The following is a 15,498-nucleotide window of genomic DNA, read 5'->3' as shown; positions in this document are numbered from 1 at the left end:
GCCTCGCGGCGTCTCGCGGGGGTGCGGCCGGGGTGGGCCCGCAACCCGCGGTCGCGATCGTGAAGGTGTGCGGGTCGCGGCGGGGTCAGCCGGCGGGCGTCTCCTGATCGGCCCACGTGGTCAGGAGCCGCAGCGCGGTGTGGGAGGCGCAGTCCTCCTGGCCGCCGGCCTCCGGCTCGCCGAGGCTCTGCGGCCGATCGCCGACCGCCCTGGCCGTACGGTGGCCGAGGTCGCCATCGCCTGGGTACTCGCCCGGCCGCCGGCCGTGCGCATCTCGGTCGAGGCGCCATAGCGACCAGGCCGTCGCCGACGGCGCCGCCGACGGCGCCGGCGACGGCGACGGCCGGCCGCGCCCGGCGTCGTCCTGTGCCGTGCCGCGGTCGGCCTACCCCGCCTGCGGCGCCGGGGCCGTTCCCGTACCGGTCGCGGCCGGTACGGGGACGGCGCGCAGCGCGCGTTCGACCTGCTCGGCCGGGTAGGGCGTGTGCCTGCTGGAGCCGAACAGCTCCCAGTAGAGGTCGTTCATGATGGCGGCGACGGGCGCGTAGCGCAGGATCGTGTCGGCGACGCCGTCCGGGATCGTCTCGGCGGCGCCGGCGGGGAGTTCGGGCAGGGCGCCGCCTTCGGCGCAGGCCCGGATGAAGGCGTTGCGCCGCGCCGGTGGCGTGCCCGGCGCCTGCCGCACCCCGCACACGTCGCTGACCAGCCAGTTGACCAGGCGCATCATGACGTAGCCGAGGTCGTGGGTGCGGTGGCGTTCCACGAAGGCCGCCTCCTGCTCCGACAGCTCGAACCGGGCACTGGTGGCCAGGCCGAAGTCGGTGAGGTACAGGCGCCGGCCGTCGGTGAGGATGTTGCCGAAGTGGGCGTCGAAGTGCATCAGGCCGCCGGCGTTCATGGACGCCACCTCGCCGAGCAGCTGCGACTCCAGCATCGCGCACGCCGCGGCGGCGGCCTCGGGGCCGGCGGCGACCTGCTCGGCGAGCCAGCCGTCGAGGGCGTGCGGGATGAACTCGGTGAACAGCACCAGGCTCGCCGAGGCGCGCTTCAGCGCCTCCAGCCGCTCGCGCACGGCCTGCGAGCCGTGCCAGTAGGCCACGACGGCGTCGATGTCGTCGTGCTCGGCGATCGGCGGCGGTGCGCCGGGCAGCACCCGCCAGTGGTGCAGCAGGGGGAAGGCGTCGGTGCGGCCGGCGGTCACCCAGTCCGTCGTCATGGTGTGCGCGGCCAGCTCGCGCCAGGCGCCGAAGCCCGGCCCGGGGAGGCCCGGCGCGCCGAGGCCGTACTGGCAGAACGCGGGCAGGCCGAAGAGGTTGGCGGTGGATCCGACGTCACCGGGCCGGCGTTCGGCGTCGGTCAGGGGGACGCGTTTGACGAACACCGGCGCGCCGCCGACGTCCAGCAGCAGCGAGGCGCCGCCGACGCCGGAGCCCAGGGGGCGGGCTCCTTCCAGCAGCTCGCCGAGCCGCCGGTCGTCGAGCGGCTCCAGCGCGGCCGTCACCTCGCGGTGGCGGCGCAGCCGCTCGCGGCGGGAGACGTCCGCGTTCCGGTCCGGGATTTCCATGGTGCCCGCCCGCCTGTCGATGTGATCTTGGCCGTGCCGGTGAGGACGTTACCGCCGGGGCCGCGGTCCCGCCACCCGGTGGCACCCGCTCCTCAGGCGTCGCCGGCCGGCGGGGGTCCGGTGAAGGCGCCGGCGGCCGCGGCGAGGGAGGCGGCCCTGGCCGCCTGGCCGGGCAGGTCCGGGTCGGGCGGCGTGCGAAGGAGTACCAGCTGGTGGTACAGCGGCGCGGTGGCGGCGATGAGCAGCCGCCGGGCGTCGGTGCGCGGCGGAAGCTCGCCGCGCTCGGCGGCCCGGCCGACCACGGCCTCGCAGCGGGCGTAGCGGTCCTCCCACAGCCGCCGCTGGGCGTGGTCGGCCTTCTCCGAGCGGAACGAGGCGGCGATCAGGGCCGCCATGATCGGCGGCTGCGCGGTCAGCGCGTCCTGGATCTCGTGGTTCAGCGCCGCCAGGTCGCCTTCCAGCGAGCCGGTGTCGGGGGGCTGCCAGTCGTCCTCGCCCGCGGCGTCGAGGACGTCGGCGAGCAGGCCGCCGACGTCTCCCCAGCGCCGGTACACCGTCGCGCGGTGCGCGCCGGCGCGCGCGGCGACGGCGTCCATGGTGAGGCCGTCGTAGCCGTGCTCGGCGAGCTCGGTGAGGACGGCGTCGAGCACCTGCGCGCGGATGCGGGCGGTACGGCCGCCGGGGCGGCGCCGGGCCGCCGGCGCCGCCCCGGCGGCCCGCGGGTCCCGCGGGTCCTGGGAGTGACGACCCCGACGATCCGACCGCCTTCGAGACCCGTAACGTGCTGTACCACTACGGGCCGGAGAAGCTGGTCATCGGGAGGTTCTGCGCGCTGGGCGAGGGCGTGCGGTTCATCATGAACGGCGCCGACCACCGCATGGACGGTCCCTCGACGTTCCCCTTCCCGATCATGGGCGGCTCCTGGGCCGAGCACTTCGACCTCATCACCGGCCTGCCCGGACGGGGCGACACCGTGGTGGGCAGCGACGTCTGGTTCGGCTACCGCTCCACGGTGATGCCCGGCGTCCGCATCGGCCACGGGGCGATCATCGCCTCCGGCTCCGTCGTCGTCGACGACGTCCCCGACTACGGCGTCGTCGGGGGCAACCCCGCCAGGCTCATCCGCCGTCGCCACAGTGACGCCGACATCGATCGCCTGCTGGCCCTGGCCTGGTGGGACTGGCCGCTGGAGCACATCACCCGGCACATCCGCACGATCATGTCCGGCACCATCGACGACCTGGAGAACGCGGCGCCCGCGTAGACGCGGTCGCGCCCGGCCCCCGCCCGTGCGGAGCGGCGGATCCCGGCGTGTCCGGCGACGACACCCCGGGTCCACCGGCCCCCGCCCGCTCGGGGCGGCGGGGCGGCGGCCCGCCGAGCCGTTCGTCCGCCCTTCCGGAAAACCCGAATCGAGTATCAGCATGCCTGCCTCAGCCCACCGCGACCCGTTCACCCACCGGCTCGGCCGCCGGGCCGTAACGCTCACCCACCTCGACCCCGAGGCGCCGCTCGACGACCTGGAGCCGCTGCGCGGCATCATCGGCTCGGCCCGCGTCGTCGCGATCGGGGAGAACTCCCACTTCATCACCGAGTTCTCCCACCTGCGGCAGCGCATCCTGCGCTTCCTGGCCGAGCGCTGCGGCTTCACCGTCCTGGCCTTCGAGTACGGCTTCAGCGAGGGCTTCCCCCTCGACGCCTGGGCCCAAGGCCAGGGCACCGACGACGACCTGCGGGCCCACCTCGCCGCGACGATCCCCGTGGGAGTGGAGGAGCCGCTGCGCTGGATGCGCCGGCACAACGCCACGGCCGCGCAACCGGTGCGTTTCGCCGGGATCGACATCCCGGCGGCCGGCGGGTCCCTGCTGCCCGCCCTGGCCCCGGTCGCCGACTACCTGCGCCGGATCGACCCGGAGACCCTGCCGGTGCTCCAGGAGGCGATGCGGATCGCCGGATCGTTCGCCGGCGCCTCCGCGGCCTCGGCCGCACCGGCCTGGACCCGCCTGACCACCGCCGAGCAGGACGCCCTCAGCGCCGCCCTGACGCGCCTGCTCATCCGGTTCCGCTCCCTGGAGCCGCTGTACGTCTCCCGCGGCGACCGGCACGACTACGACGTGGCCCTGCGCCGCCTCGAAGGCGCCTGCCACGCCGACTACGGCTTCCGCGCCATGGCCGGCCTCTACGCCGGAGACGGCCTGACCGCCGACACCTCGGCCCGCGACGCCTACATGGCCGGATCACTCCTGTGGCACCTGGAACGCCTCGCGCCCGGCACCCGCGTCGTGCTGGCGGCCCACAACGCCCACATCCAGAAGGAGCCGATCTCCTTCGGCGGCCGGCTAACCGGGTTCCCGATGGGTCACTACCTGCACAGGGCCCTCGGCGACGACTACTTCGCCCTCGGCCTGACCAGCACCGCCGGGCACACCGCCGACATGCGCCCCGACGAGAACGCGCGCTTCGGCTTCGCCGTCGAGGACGCCGCGCTGCAGCCGCCCGAGCCGGGCAGCGTCGAAGCCGCCTTCGCCGACGCCGGTCTCGGGCTCGCCGTCGCCGACCTCCGCCGGATGCGCGCGGAGGCCCCCGGCGGCGCCGGCCACTCCCCCGGCCCCGACCGCATCCGGATCCGGAGCGCCTACGTGCACACCCCCGTCCTGGAGGCGTTCGACGGCGTCCTCAACGTCCCGGTCTCCACCGTGGCCGGTGACGCCGGAGCCGGCGCCCCTTGAGAGGCGACGGCCGGATCACCGCGCTGAAACGCCGCGACCGCCGACGCCGGATCCGGGTCCGGTCCGCCGGTCCCGGCTCGTCGCCGGGGCCGGTCACAGAGACCGGTCAAAGGGGCCGCAGCGTCCCGCCGATCCGCTCCAGCAGCCCCCGGCGGGCGGCGTCGTCGGTGCTCAGCGTCAGCACGCAGGTCCGATCGCCGGGCGCGGGCAGCAGGAGGCGCAGGCCGTGCAGCCGCACGCCGCCGACGGTGAAGACGTATCCGACGCGCGCCGCCCGTCCGCCGGCGACCGGCACCGTGCCGGCCCGCAGGACGCGTCCCCGCAGCGGCGCCAGCCGCCGTACGGCGTCGGCGAGCAGCTGCGCGGAGGAGGTCGTGCCGGGCCGGCAGCGGGCGGTGAGGTTGGTGGCGAAGCGGTGCGGGGAGCGGCTCATGGAGGCGGGGTCGAACGCCCAGATCCCGTCGTGGGCCGCCACGGGCTCCAGCCCGGCCCGGGCCCGGTGGATCTGCTTGTCTGTCAGGCCCGCCCGGTCCAGGCGCCGCTCCAGGCCGCCTCCGGTGGTGTCCAGGGCGACCCAGGAGCGCGGCACGCCGAAGGTCAGGCCGTTCTCCGGCCCGCCGGCCCGCGCGAAGCCCCGCGGCAGGCCGCCTCCCCCGGCGCCGCCGTCCGGGGCCGGGCCGTCCGATGCCGGGCCGGTCGCGGTGCCCGCCGGGTTTCCGGGCGGGGCGGCCGGGCCGCGTACGGGGGCCGGGGCGGTGCCCGCCGGGCCGCCGGCGCAGGCCGCGCAGGCGACGGCCGGCACTAGGCACAGCGTGGCCGCGACGGCGCGGCGGCGGTGACGCGTCATGCCCCCTCCTCTCCCCGCTTCCCCGGACCGTGTCCGGTCGCTTTCCACCGGGTCCGCACCCGCCGGTCCTCCCCGCGCGGGCGCGGGGAGGACCGTGCGGCTGGGCCGGGTCGGCACGGCTCCTTTCCCGCAGGTTAAGCGGCGTGCGGCGGTAGCGGTGGTTTCCGGCGCGGTGTGTCGCCGCGCCGTACCGCGCCCGCCCGGAACCGGCCCGCGCCCACCGCCCCCCAGCTCGTTCGGCCAGCGCCTTCATCGACGTCTTCCGCCGCGTCTTCGGGTGCACTCAGGGGGGCGTACCGGGGAGCGGCCTGAGAGAGGGGGCGCGAGCCGGTCCCCTCGGGCCGGGCGCGGGCCGCGCCTTCCGGGTGGCTCCCCTGGGGCGGCCGGCGCGGCGAACCGTCCGGGTGGGGCCGGCTCACACCGGCGACGCGCCGGGACCGGGCCGGGTTCCCTCCGGGCCTCAGGCCGGTGACGCGCCGCCCGGCGGGTTCGCCGCCAGGAAGGCCGCCATGAGCGCGGCGACCTCCTCGGGCCGCTCGGTGAGCATGTCGTGGCCGGCGTCCAGCTCCCGGAGGCGGACGTTGGACGGCAGGCCGGCGAGGTCGCGGCGCACTCCCCTGCGGAACGCCGCCATCAGCTCCCCGCCCGGCATGGCCGGCGGGTCCTGGGCCGGGATCACCACCAGCGCGGGGCAGGTGAGGTTGCGCAGCAGCGGGATCGTGTCGCGGAACGGCGGGGTGTGGCGCACCGCCGCGAGGAGTTCGGCGCCGGGCCGGGCGTAGGTCCGGCCGTCCCTTGTCGTCAGGGCCCTGGAGGGGAACATCGCCTGGGTCTCGGGCGGCAGCGGCCGGCCCATGCTCGCGGCCTGGGCGTCGAAGGCGGCTTTGAGGTCCGCCAGGGCCCGGTCCCGCTCGGCCGGGTCCATCCCCGGGTAGTTGCCCGGGTCGCTCTCCGCCGAGCGCAGGCCGTCGAGGTTGACGACGGCGGGACACTCGGGGTGGCGCAGGGCCCACTGCACGGCGAGCATGCCGCCCAGCGAGTGGCCGGCGACGGCGGGGTTGCCCAGGCCGAGGCACCTGACCACGGCCTCGAGGTCGTCCAGGGCCGCCTCCCAGTCCCACGGGCCGTCGCCGGAGCGGCCGTGGCCGCGCAGGTCCATGGCGACGGTGCGGTGGCCTTCGAGGCCGAGGGCGTCCCAGGCCTCCAGGGTGCCGCCGAGGCCGTGCAGCAGCAGGACGGGGTCACCGGCTCCGCCGGAGTCGCGCACGGCCAGGGGGATGTCGTGGTCAGTGACGGTCGTGTCGTGCAGCATGGCGCTCCTGGGGTTGGTCGAGCCGTCGGCGGATGGAGTCGGTGGTCACCCCGCCGTCGGGGTGGCGGTCGAGTTTGCCGCGTTTGACGAGGTCGTGAACGCCCTGGCGGGTGATGCCGAGCATCGCCCCGGCCGTGGCGAACGGCACCGCCTGCCTGCCCGGGTGGCCCGCGCGCCGGGCCACCGCCCGGCCGAAGGCCGTGCGCCACCACTCGTCGGGCGGGTCGAACGGGCCGTCTGCGGGGAAGAGCGCCGCGATGAGCCGCGCCGCGGTGTGGACCGCGAGCCGCTCGTCGGCTCCCAGCAGCTGCGCGGCCCACACCTCGGCCTCGATGCGCAGCCGTTCCCTGACCAGCCCGGTCTGCTCGCCGGAGCCGAGCAGGATCTCCAGCGGGTCGGTGATCCTTCGTTCGGTCAGCGCGGCCAGCTCACCGGCCAGCGCGACGTGCTCTGCCGTACTCACTTGACGAACGATAGCAAGTACTTGCTCTATGATGTCAAGTAGTGAGGTCTCCCGCCCGGGTCACCGGTGCTCCATGACGATCACCGCGCTCGTGCCGGGCTCAAGGGCCTGGAAGACGTGCGGGGCGTCGCCGGGGTAGGTCAGGTAGTCGCCCGGGCCGAGCTCGACCGGCTCGCCGGCCGGGCCGGCCAGTGCCCGGCCCGCACCGATCACCAGGTGCTCGGTGGTGTGGGGCATGTGGGCGTCCGACAGGCGCGGCTCGCCCGGCTGGGCCTCGATGCGGTAGATGTCGCGCCGGGCACCCGGCGGGCAGGAGGCCAGCAGTGTGGCGGCGTAGTCGGCGTGTTCGGAGCGGGTGGCCTCCCCCTCGCCGGCGCGGACCACCCGTACGGCCGGTCGCGGCGGATCGACCAGGTGGCTGAACGGCACGCCCAGTGCGACGCCGAGCGCCCACAGCGTCTCCACGCTGGGGTTGCCGGTGCCGGCCTCCAGCTGCGACAGGGTGGACTTGGCCAGGCCGGAGCGGCGGGCCAGCTCGCTCAGCGACAGCCCGGCGCGCTCGCGCTCTCGCCGGATCGACGTCGCGATCGACGCGATCAGGCCGAGGGGTGAGGGTTCGCCGGGGATCGGGGCGCCGTCGGCCATGTGTTCACTCCATCGGATCGTTTCGTTCGGTTTGACGGACCGGCAGTGGAGTGTTCAGTATATCGACTATGCGTTCGTTATGGCGAACAATCGGTCGCGGCACTCTCCGCGACATCGCCCTGGTCTGCCTGGCCGACGCGCTCGTCGGCGCCTCCTTCGGCGCGATCGCCGTCTCCGGCGGCCTGCCGCCGTGGGCGCCGGTCGCCATGTCGCTGCTGGTCTTCGCCGGCGGCGCCCAGTTCGCCGCGCTCGGCGTGGTGCTGGCCGGCGGCGACCCGCTCGCCGCCGTCGCCTCCGGGCTGGTCCTCAACGCCCGCCTGCTGCCCTTCGGCTTCGCCGTCGCCGACGCCCTCGGCGGGCGGCTCGCCACCAGGCTGCCGGGCGCCCATCTGATCACCGACGAGGTGGTGGCGTTCGTGCTGGCCCGGCACGGAACGCGGGCGCGCCGCGTCACCTTCTGGACCTGCGGGCTCGCGCTGTTCGCCTCCTGGAACCTGGCCGTGGCGGGCGGCGCGCTGGCCGGCGGGGCCGTCGGCGACGTCGCGGCCCTCGGGCTCGACGCGGCCTTCCCCGCCGTGCTGCTGGCCCTGGCGCTGCCCGCGCTGCGCGAGCGCGTCACCCGCCGGGCGGCCCTGTACGGCACGGCCGCCGCCCTCGCCGCCACACCGTTCCTGCCCGCCGGCCTGCCGGTGCTGCTGTCCCTCGGCGGCCTGGCGGTGCCCGGCAGCCGCCCGGCGGCCGGGCGGCGGGGACCCGGCGCACGGCCGGAGTGAGGCGACCCGCGCCCCTCGCGGGCACGGGCCACGCAAGGACGGGGCGCGGTTCCCGCCGTCCGCCCGACGAAGGATCCGACGAAGGAGGTGCGACCGATGCCCCTGCTCGCCATCGCCGTACTGGCCGCCGGGACGTACGCGTTCCGGCTGGCCGGGCCGCTGCTGCGTGACCGGGTGGAGGTCCCCGGGCGCCTGCGGCGGCTGCTGCCGGCCGCCACCGCCGTGCTGCTGACCGCGCTGGCGGTCACCGCCGCGCTCACCGAGGACGGCGGCTTCGCCGGCTGGGCCAGACCGGCCGGCGTGCTGGCCGCCGGCGTCCTGGCGCTGCGCCGCGCGCCGTTCCCGGTGGTCGTCGTCGCGGCCACCGCCGTCACGGCCGCGCTGCGGCTGTGCGGGGTGCCCTGAGCCGGGTGCGGCTCCGGCGCCTTCAGGCCGGGTGGTAGATCAGGTGCACCACGCCGGTGCCGAAGGTCTGCGACTCCACCAGCTTCAGGGGCGTCTGCTCGCCGCCCTCGGGGAACAGACGCCTGCCGCTTCCCACGACGATCGGGTGGACCAGCAGCCGCAGCTCGTCCAGCAGCCCCTCACGCAGCAGCGACCGCACGAGGGTGGCGCTGCCGGTGATCGAGATGTCCCTGCCCGGCCCCTGCTTGAGCCTGGCGATCTCCTCGGTGACGTTCCCGCTGATCAGCGTCGAGTTCTGCCACTCCAGCGTCTTCAGGGTGGAGGAGACGACGTACTTGGGCGTCTCGTTCATCTGCGCCGCCATCGGGTCGTCGCCCGCGGTGGGCCAGTAGCCGGCGAACTCCTGGTAGGTGGCCCGGCCCAGCAGCATGGCGTCGGCGCCGGCCGCCTGCGCCGCCACGGCCTGGCCCATCTCCTCGTTGAAGTAGGGGAAGTGCCACTTCTCCGGCGACTCCATGACGCCGTCCAGGGACAGGAAGAAACCGGCGACGATCTTTCGCATGACATCTCCTCGGTGGTTCGCCCGCACCGGGCGCGATCATCTCTGATGAGATGCTCCCGTGCCCGCCGGGCGGGGGCCATCTCCCCAAGAGCCGTATCGGAGCGCCCCGCGTCCCGGCGCGCCCGGCGCTTCCGGGATCGGGCGGATCCGGATCAGGCGGGCCGTCCCGGCGGGCCCGCGAGGCGGGAGGCGGCCCGCCGGGGCCCTGGGTACGGGTGCGGGTGCGGGTGCGCCGGAGAGCACCGGCGATTGCATGTCCGATCACCGCTGGAATTGCACGTCCGGCCGCCGCCGGACGCCCTCTTCGCGACCGGCCTACTGTCGAGATCACGGCCCGCCGCCCGGCCCGGGAGGCGCGGCGGGCCGCACACCGGAAGACCGCGGCAGACCGCGGCCGGCGGCGAAGGCCGCCGCAAGGAACGGAGACTTTCGATGGATCTGCAGCTGTCCGGACGCGTGGCCGTCGTCACCGGCGCCTCCAAGGGCGTGGGACTGGCCGTCGTGCGCACCCTGCTGGCCGAGGGGGCCCGGGTGGTGGCCGCCTCCCGCAAGACCAGCCCCGGCCTCGACGACCTGGCCGGGAGCAACCTCGTGCACGTCCCGGCCGACCTGATGGACCCCGACGCCCCCGCGCAGGTCGTGGCCCGCGCCGAGGCGGAGTTCGGCGGTCTGGACATCCTGGTCAACAACGCCGGCGGCCCCCCGCCGGGGGTGAGCCTGCCGCGCTTCTCGTTCATGGCGCCCACCGACGACGACTGGCGGCGGATGTTCGAGTTCAACCTCTTCTCCGCCGTCCGGGCGGTCCGGGCCGCCATCCCGCTGATGCTGGCGCGCGGCGGCGGCTCGATCGTCAACGTCTCCTCCGGCGTCGCCCGCCAGCCTGCCCCGATGAACGTCGACTACAACGCCGCCAAGGCCGGCCTGAACACCCTCACCCAGACGCTGTCGGAGGAGTACGCGCCGCAGGGCATCCGGGTCAACACCGTCTCCCTGGGCCCGGTGCGCACGGCGTGGTGGACCGAGGAGGGCGGCGCGGCCGACATCATCGCCGCCCAGGCCGGCACCGACCGCGACAGCGTGATGGACACCGTGGCGCCGCAGATGATGAACCTCACCACCGGGCGCCTGGTGGACCCGCAGGAGGTCGCCGACGTGATCGCCCTGCTGGCCTCGCCGCGCTCGGCCAGCACCACCGGCGCCGACTTCGCGGTGGACGCCGGTTTCTCCAAGGCCGTCTGAAGCCCCCGGAGAAGGCGGAAAGGCCCGCCCCGCCGTACGGTGCGTCCCACCGTACGGCGGGCGGGCACGGTCGGGAGCACCGCGGCAGGCTCTCCCCCGGCCTCAGCCGGTGAGCACCTGCGTCAGAAGCACACCGTTCAGGACGGTGACGGCGCAGGTCACCGCGGCGCCCAGCGCCGTGGTGAGCCGGCCGTTGGCCAGCGGCCCCATGACGCGGCGGCTGGCGGTGAAGGCCACCAGCGGCACCAGCGCGAACGGGATGCCGAACGACAGCGCCACCTGGCTCAGCACGAGCGCGTCGGTGGGATCGGCCCCTGCCGCCAGGATCGCCACGGCCGGCGCGATGGTCACCAGGCGGCGCACGGTCAGCGGCACGCGGCGGCGCAGGAAACCCTCCATGATGATCTGACCGGCGTAGGTGCCCACGCTGGAGGAGGCCAGGCCCGAGGCCAGCAGCGCCAGGGCGAACGCCAGCGCCGCGACCGGCCCGAGCGCCGCCCCGATGCCGGCGTGCACGGCCGTGAGGCTGCCGGGGTCGCCGCCGTCGAAGGTGGCGGCGGCGACCGTCAGCATCGCCATGTTGACCAGACCGGCCACGCCCAGGGCGAGTGTGATGTCGGCGCGGCTGGCCCGCACCGCCGTACGGCGGCCCGCCAGGCCCGCCGGATCGGCCGGGTCCACCGCACCGGACGGGCCCACCGCGCCCGATGCGCCGGACGCGCCGCCCGGCAGGCCCGCCTGGTGGCGGGTCAGCGCCGAGTGCAGGTAGATGACGTGCGGCATGACGGTGGCGCCGATGATCCCGGTGGCCAGCAGCAGGCTGTCGGGCCCGGCCAGGCGGGGCACCAGCCCGGCGGCCGCGCCGGACAGGGAGCCGGAGTCCAGCACCTGGTAGGCGAAGCAGACCAGCACGACGGCGAGCATGGCGCCGATGACCGCCTCGAAACGGTGCCGGCCGCGCGGCGCCAGCCCCAGCAGCGCGAACGACACCGCCGCCACCAGCGCCGCGGCCGGCAGCAGCGGCAGGCCGAACAGCAGGTTCAGCGCCAGCGCGCCGCCGATGAACTCCGCCAGGTCGGTGGCGACGGCCACCAGCTCCCCCTGCGCCCACAGCAGCAGCGTCAGCGGGCGCGGCAGCCGGTCACGGCACACCTGCGGCAGGCTGCGGCCGGTGGCGATGCCGAGCTTGGCCGACAGGGCCTGGACGAACATCGCCATCACGTTGGCGCCGGCGATCACCCACAGCAGCATGTGGCCGTAGCGGGCGCCGCCGGACATGTTGGTGGCGAAGTTGCCCGGGTCGATGTAGGCGACCGAGACGACGAACGCCGGGCCGCACAACCGGGCCAGCGCCGTGAGGCGCGCCGCCCGGCGCGGGCCCGGCGGGCCGAGGACGGCGGGCGCCGGTCCGCCGGCCGGCGTCCCGTCCCGGCCGCGGGGGGAATCGAGCACGCGCGCCTCCCATCGTCTGAGGCCGCCCGCGGGCGGGTCGGCTCAGTGCGTCCTTGATCTTGCCTATCGGGCCGGTCCCGGTGCCCAGGGCCGGGCCGCGCGGCTCGCCCAGGCTGCCGTCGTAGGTGTCGTACAGCTTGGGATCGGGTGGCGGCGGCATGGCCACGTCGCCCAGCGCGCGGGGCTCCATGTAGTAGGAGAACTCGTGCCTGCCGTCCGGCTGCGTGCCCGACGCCCAGCCGCCCTGCGCGCCCTCGTCGCCCTCCGACAGGTTCCAGATCGCCGAGGCGTGTTCGGCGTGCTCCTCCTCGAAGAGCGCGTTCGGCGCGATGGGCAGGGGCTCCAGGCCGTCGGGCTGCAGCTCCTCGATGGCCTTCAGCCACATGTTCCGGTGCAGGGTGTCGCGGGCCAGGTTGAACTTCAGCATGTCCTTGACGTCGGGGTCGTCGGTCATGTCGTACAGCCGCGCCGCCTGCATGCGGCCCTGGGCCTCGGCGGCGACGTCGGCGTAGAGGTCGGCGAGCAGGTTGCCGCCGGCTACGACGTAGCGGCCGTTCCAGGGGTGGCCGTTGCTGTCGGCCAGCAGCGGGCCGCCGCCGGAGACGATGGCCCGCTGGGGGTCCATTCCGCCGATCACCGCGCCGATCACGGGGTCGGCCATGGCCATCTTGGTGGTCGCGGTGGCCGGCGCCCCCTCCAGCAGGCGGGCGATCATCGTGGCGATCATCTCGACGTGGCCGATCTCCTCGGTCGCGATGTCCATGATCAGGTCTTTGTGCTTGCCGGGGAGCCGGCAGTTCCAGCCCTGCATCAGGTACTGCATGGTGACGGTCATCTCGCCGTAGGCGCCGCCGAGCAGCTCCTGGAGCTTGTGGGCGTAGACGGGGTCGGGCTTTTCCGGCTTGGCCTCGAGCTGCAGGCGCTTGGTGTGGAAGAACATGCTCGCTCCTCGGGTCAGCCGGATGAGGGCCGCCCGGAGCCGTACGCCGCCCGCCGGGACAAGGACTCCTTTGCCGGTGGATCTCGCGGGGGCGCCTGAGAATTCCATCACGGTCCCCCGGACCCGGGCCGGATCGCCACACCCTGCGCCGTTCCGTGCCGGGCAAAGTTCCTGCCACACCCTTATTCGGAGATATCGCGCCACAGAAGGCGATGCACGATCACCTTCCGTCGCGGCCATCGATGGGGACCTCCCGTGCGACTCGGCGCCGCGTGGGGTTTCCCGCCGCCGAGGGGTCTCCGCCGGGGCCCACCCTCTTGTAGACAGTGTCTACAAGAGGGTGGTAGACACTGTCTATGGATTCTGAGGGCTCCCTGCGGGAGCGGCTGGTCGACGCCGGTGTGGAACTCGTGACGGCCGGGGGCAGCGCCTCGGTGGGCCTGCGGGAGATCGCCCGCCGGGCCGGGGTGTCACACGGCGCGCCGCGCCGGTACTTCCCCACCCACCACGCGCTGCTGTCGGCGATCGCCCACCGCGGATTCGCCGACCTCGCCGCCCGCTTCGCCGCCGCCGGTGAGGGCACGGCGACGCCGCGCGAGCGGCTGCGGGCGATCGGTACGGCCTACGTCGCCTACGCCGTCGAGAACCGCGGCATGTTCGAGCTGATGTTCCGCCACGACCTGCTCGACGGCGACGGCCCGGCCGCCGTCCCGCCGGGCGGCGGGGCCGATGACCGGGCCGGCGGGCACCCGGGCGACCGTACGGATGACCGCGCGCCCGGCCGGGAGAACGGTGAGGCGGGCGGTTCCGCGCCGGAGCGGCCGCGGCTGCGGGAGACGACGCGGCCCCTGTTCCGTGAGCTCGTCGAACTCGCCGCCCGGCACCGGGCTGAGCGGAAGGGGCACGAAGGGACCGGCCCCGGGGACCGGGAAGGGGACGCCGAGCCGCCGGAGGTGACGGCCGCCGCCCTGTGGGCGAACCTGCACGGCCTCGCCCAGCTGTGGAGCTGGGGAAGCCTGCCGCTGATGCTCGACGCCGCGCCCGCCGACACCGGCCGCCTCGACCGGCTCGTCGAGGCGGCCCTGGAGGCCCACCTCGGGCCGGCCCCCCGGTGAGCGGCGCCGTACGACGCCGCCTGGCGCTGACGGCGAGCGTGGCCGGCGCGGCCATCGTCGCGCTGGACGGCACCGTGCTGCTGGCCGCGCAACCCAGCCTGCGCCGCGAACTGGGCGCCGACCTGGCGCAGGCGCAGTGGGCCGGCACCGCCTACCTGGTCGCGGTGGCCGCGCTGCTGGTCCTGGCCGGACGCCTCGGCGACCGCCACGGGCACGTCCGGCTGCTGGTCATCGGCACGCTCGGGTTCGGGGCCGCCTCGGCCGCCATCGCCTTCGCACCCACCGCCGGCTGGCTGATCGCCCTGCGCGCCGTCCAGGGCGTGTTCGCCGCGCTACTACAGCCGGCGACGCTCGCGCTGCTGCGCCTGACCTACCCCGGCGACCGGCTCGCCAGACCGGTCGCCCTGCGCACCGCCGCCATCGGCGTCGCCTCGGCGGCGGGCCCGGTCCTCGGCGGGTTCCTCGTCGCGCACCTGGGCTGGCGCTCGGTGTTCGTCATCAACATCCCCCTCGCACTCGCCACCGCCGCGCTCGCCCTGGCGGTGCGCACGCCGCGTGCGCCGCGTGCGGCGGCGGAACGGCTGGACGCCGGCGGCGCGGCGCTGATCGCGCTCGCCCTGGCCGTGCTGACCGGCACACTGTCGCAGGCGCCGGGCCGCGGCTGGAGCGCCGCGCCGACGCTGCTCGGGCTCCTCACGGCCGCGGCGGCCATGGTCGCGTTCGCCGCGCACGAACGCCGGGCCGGCCACCCGATCGTGCCCCGCGCCGTGGCCCGGTCGACGCCGGTGACCGCGTCGATGGCGATGCTGCTGGTCACCGCGGCCGGCATGTTCGGCGCGCTGTTCTCGGCCACGTTCCGCATGCAGGACCTGCTCGGGCTCGACGCGCTGGCCGGCAGCCTGCGCGCCCTGCCGCTGACCGTGCTCATGGTCGTCGGCGCCCCCGTCGCCGGCGCCGCGCTCGGCCGGCACGGGGCGCGCCGCACCGCCGTCACCGGCGTGCTCCTGGCGGCGTCGGGCATCGCGGCGCTGTCCTTCCCGCTCGACGGGTGGACGGCCGGGGCAGGCTTCGCCGTCCTCGGCGCGGGCTTCGCCGCCGTGATGGTCACCGCCACCGGCACCGTCGTCGGCGACGCGCCCGCCGGGTACGCCGGGGTCGTCGGCGGCCTCAAGCAGACCGCCGGCAACATCGGCACCGCCCTCGGCACCGCCGTGGCCGCGGGCCTCATGCCCGCCGTCGCGACCGGGACATCCGCGGCGGCCCCCGGCCGGGCCGCGGACCCCGTCATGTTCACGCTGGCGGCGCTCACCGCCCTCGCCGTCCTCCCGGCGGCCCTGCTGCCCGCCTCGCGGCCGGCGGCCCGGAAGACAGGGCACGGCGCCCGCGATGACCTCGGTGATCATGGTGACCGTACGGTCTCCACTCGGTGACAGCGGTGGCCGGCTCCGGTCC

16 protein-coding genes and 1 pseudogene are annotated in these 15,498 nt (G+C 75.6%); 8 read left to right on the top strand and 9 right to left on the bottom strand.

The annotated features are described in order from the left end of the window. The first annotated feature begins 139 nt into the window (after positions 1-139). Positions 140-292, top strand: coding sequence for a hypothetical protein (locus HDA43_RS19135; protein WP_179823636.1), 153 nt, complete (start codon positions 140-142; stop codon positions 290-292). Between the two features lie 93 nt (positions 293-385). On the opposite strand, the gene HDA43_RS19130 is transcribed toward HDA43_RS19135, so the two are convergent. Next, positions 386-1,564, bottom strand: a complete 1,179-nt coding sequence (locus HDA43_RS19130) for a BUD32 family EKC/KEOPS complex subunit (protein ID WP_179823635.1) — start codon at positions 1,562-1,564, stop codon at positions 386-388. Positions 1,565-1,656: 92 nt separating this feature from the next. Continuing rightward, positions 1,657-2,214 (bottom strand): TetR/AcrR family transcriptional regulator, encoded by a 558-nt coding sequence (locus tag HDA43_RS19125; protein ID WP_312873432.1) that lies wholly within the window; start codon positions 2,212-2,214, stop codon positions 1,657-1,659. Between the two features lie 131 nt (positions 2,215-2,345). Between HDA43_RS19125 and HDA43_RS19120 the strand changes: the two genes are divergently transcribed. Together HDA43_RS19120 and HDA43_RS19115 are read left to right on the top strand one after the other, a co-directional pair. Then, positions 2,346-2,828 (top strand): CatB-related O-acetyltransferase, encoded by a 483-nt coding sequence (locus HDA43_RS19120; RefSeq protein ID WP_312873431.1) that lies wholly within the window; start codon positions 2,346-2,348, stop codon positions 2,826-2,828. 160 nt (positions 2,829-2,988) lie between these two features. Continuing rightward, positions 2,989-4,293: an erythromycin esterase family protein gene (locus HDA43_RS19115; protein WP_179823633.1), complete on the top strand. Its 1,305-nt coding sequence runs from the start codon at positions 2,989-2,991 to the stop codon at positions 4,291-4,293. 106 nt (positions 4,294-4,399) lie between these two features. Here the strand turns inward: HDA43_RS19115 and HDA43_RS19110 are convergent, their stop codons facing one another. The 4 genes from HDA43_RS19110 to HDA43_RS19095 all read right to left on the bottom strand — a co-directional run bounded on the left by HDA43_RS19110 (position 4,400) and on the right by HDA43_RS19095 (position 7,560). Beyond that, positions 4,400-5,140 (bottom strand): hypothetical protein, encoded by a 741-nt coding sequence (locus HDA43_RS19110; protein WP_179823631.1) that lies wholly within the window; start codon positions 5,138-5,140, stop codon positions 4,400-4,402. A 460-nt stretch (positions 5,141-5,600) separates the two neighbouring features. Beyond that, positions 5,601-6,452: an alpha/beta fold hydrolase gene (locus HDA43_RS19105; RefSeq protein WP_179823629.1), complete on the bottom strand. Its 852-nt coding sequence runs from the start codon at positions 6,450-6,452 to the stop codon at positions 5,601-5,603. Further along, positions 6,427-6,915 carry a hypothetical protein gene (locus tag HDA43_RS19100; protein ID WP_179823627.1) on the bottom strand — a complete coding sequence of 163 codons (489 nt, stop codon included), beginning with the start codon at positions 6,913-6,915 and terminating at the stop codon, positions 6,427-6,429. Before HDA43_RS19100 ends, HDA43_RS19105 begins: the two co-directional genes overlap by 26 nt. Positions 6,916-6,975: 60 nt before the next feature. Next, the gene (locus HDA43_RS19095; RefSeq protein ID WP_179823625.1) at positions 6,976-7,560 is read right to left on the bottom strand and encodes a helix-turn-helix domain-containing protein; all 585 of its coding nucleotides are present in this window, start codon (positions 7,558-7,560) and stop codon (positions 6,976-6,978) included. A 68-nt stretch (positions 7,561-7,628) separates the two neighbouring features. On the opposite strand from HDA43_RS19095, the gene HDA43_RS19090 reads away from it, so the two are divergent. Beyond that, a complete protein-coding gene (locus HDA43_RS19090; RefSeq protein WP_179823623.1) occupies positions 7,629-8,333 on the top strand; it encodes an AzlC family ABC transporter permease in 705 nt (234 codons plus the stop codon). A gap of 96 nt (positions 8,334-8,429) precedes the next feature. Then, positions 8,430-8,738, top strand: coding sequence for a branched-chain amino acid transport AzlD family protein (locus HDA43_RS19085; protein ID WP_179823621.1), 309 nt, complete (start codon positions 8,430-8,432; stop codon positions 8,736-8,738). 22 nt (positions 8,739-8,760) lie between these two features. Here the strand turns inward: HDA43_RS19085 and HDA43_RS19080 are convergent, their stop codons facing one another. Then, positions 8,761-9,300 (bottom strand): dihydrofolate reductase family protein, encoded by a 540-nt coding sequence (locus HDA43_RS19080; protein WP_179823619.1) that lies wholly within the window; start codon positions 9,298-9,300, stop codon positions 8,761-8,763. Between the two features lie 432 nt (positions 9,301-9,732). On the opposite strand from HDA43_RS19080, the gene HDA43_RS19075 reads away from it, so the two are divergent. Further along, on the top strand, positions 9,733-10,539 hold the full coding sequence (locus tag HDA43_RS19075) for an SDR family NAD(P)-dependent oxidoreductase (protein WP_179823618.1): 807 nt from the start codon (positions 9,733-9,735) through the stop codon (positions 10,537-10,539). Between the two features lie 102 nt (positions 10,540-10,641). On the opposite strand, the gene HDA43_RS19070 is transcribed toward HDA43_RS19075, so the two are convergent. Together HDA43_RS19070 and HDA43_RS19065 are read right to left on the bottom strand one after the other, a co-directional pair. Beyond that, entirely contained in the window at positions 10,642-11,991 is a 1,350-nt protein-coding gene (locus HDA43_RS19070; RefSeq protein ID WP_179823616.1) for an Nramp family divalent metal transporter, read from the bottom strand. Positions 11,992-12,142: 151 nt separating this feature from the next. After that, positions 12,143-12,931: pseudogene (locus tag HDA43_RS19065) on the bottom strand (manganese catalase); the annotation flags it as partial. Positions 12,932-13,287: 356 nt separating this feature from the next. On the opposite strand from HDA43_RS19065, the gene HDA43_RS19060 reads away from it, so the two are divergent. Next, positions 13,288-14,046 (top strand): TetR/AcrR family transcriptional regulator, encoded by a 759-nt coding sequence (locus tag HDA43_RS19060; protein WP_179823613.1) that lies wholly within the window; start codon positions 13,288-13,290, stop codon positions 14,044-14,046. Next, positions 14,043-15,476, top strand: a complete 1,434-nt coding sequence (locus HDA43_RS19055) for an MFS transporter (RefSeq protein ID WP_179823612.1) — start codon at positions 14,043-14,045, stop codon at positions 15,474-15,476. Before HDA43_RS19060 ends, HDA43_RS19055 begins: the two co-directional genes overlap by 4 nt. The last annotated feature ends 22 nt before the right edge of the window (positions 15,477-15,498 follow it).

The sequence above is a fragment of the Streptosporangium sandarakinum genome, assembly GCF_013409935.1.
GTDB lineage: Bacteria > Actinomycetota > Actinomycetes > Streptosporangiales > Streptosporangiaceae > Streptosporangium > Streptosporangium nondiastaticum.
Note: the sequence above shows the minus strand (reverse complement) of the source record. Positions and strands in the feature narration are given on the sequence as shown.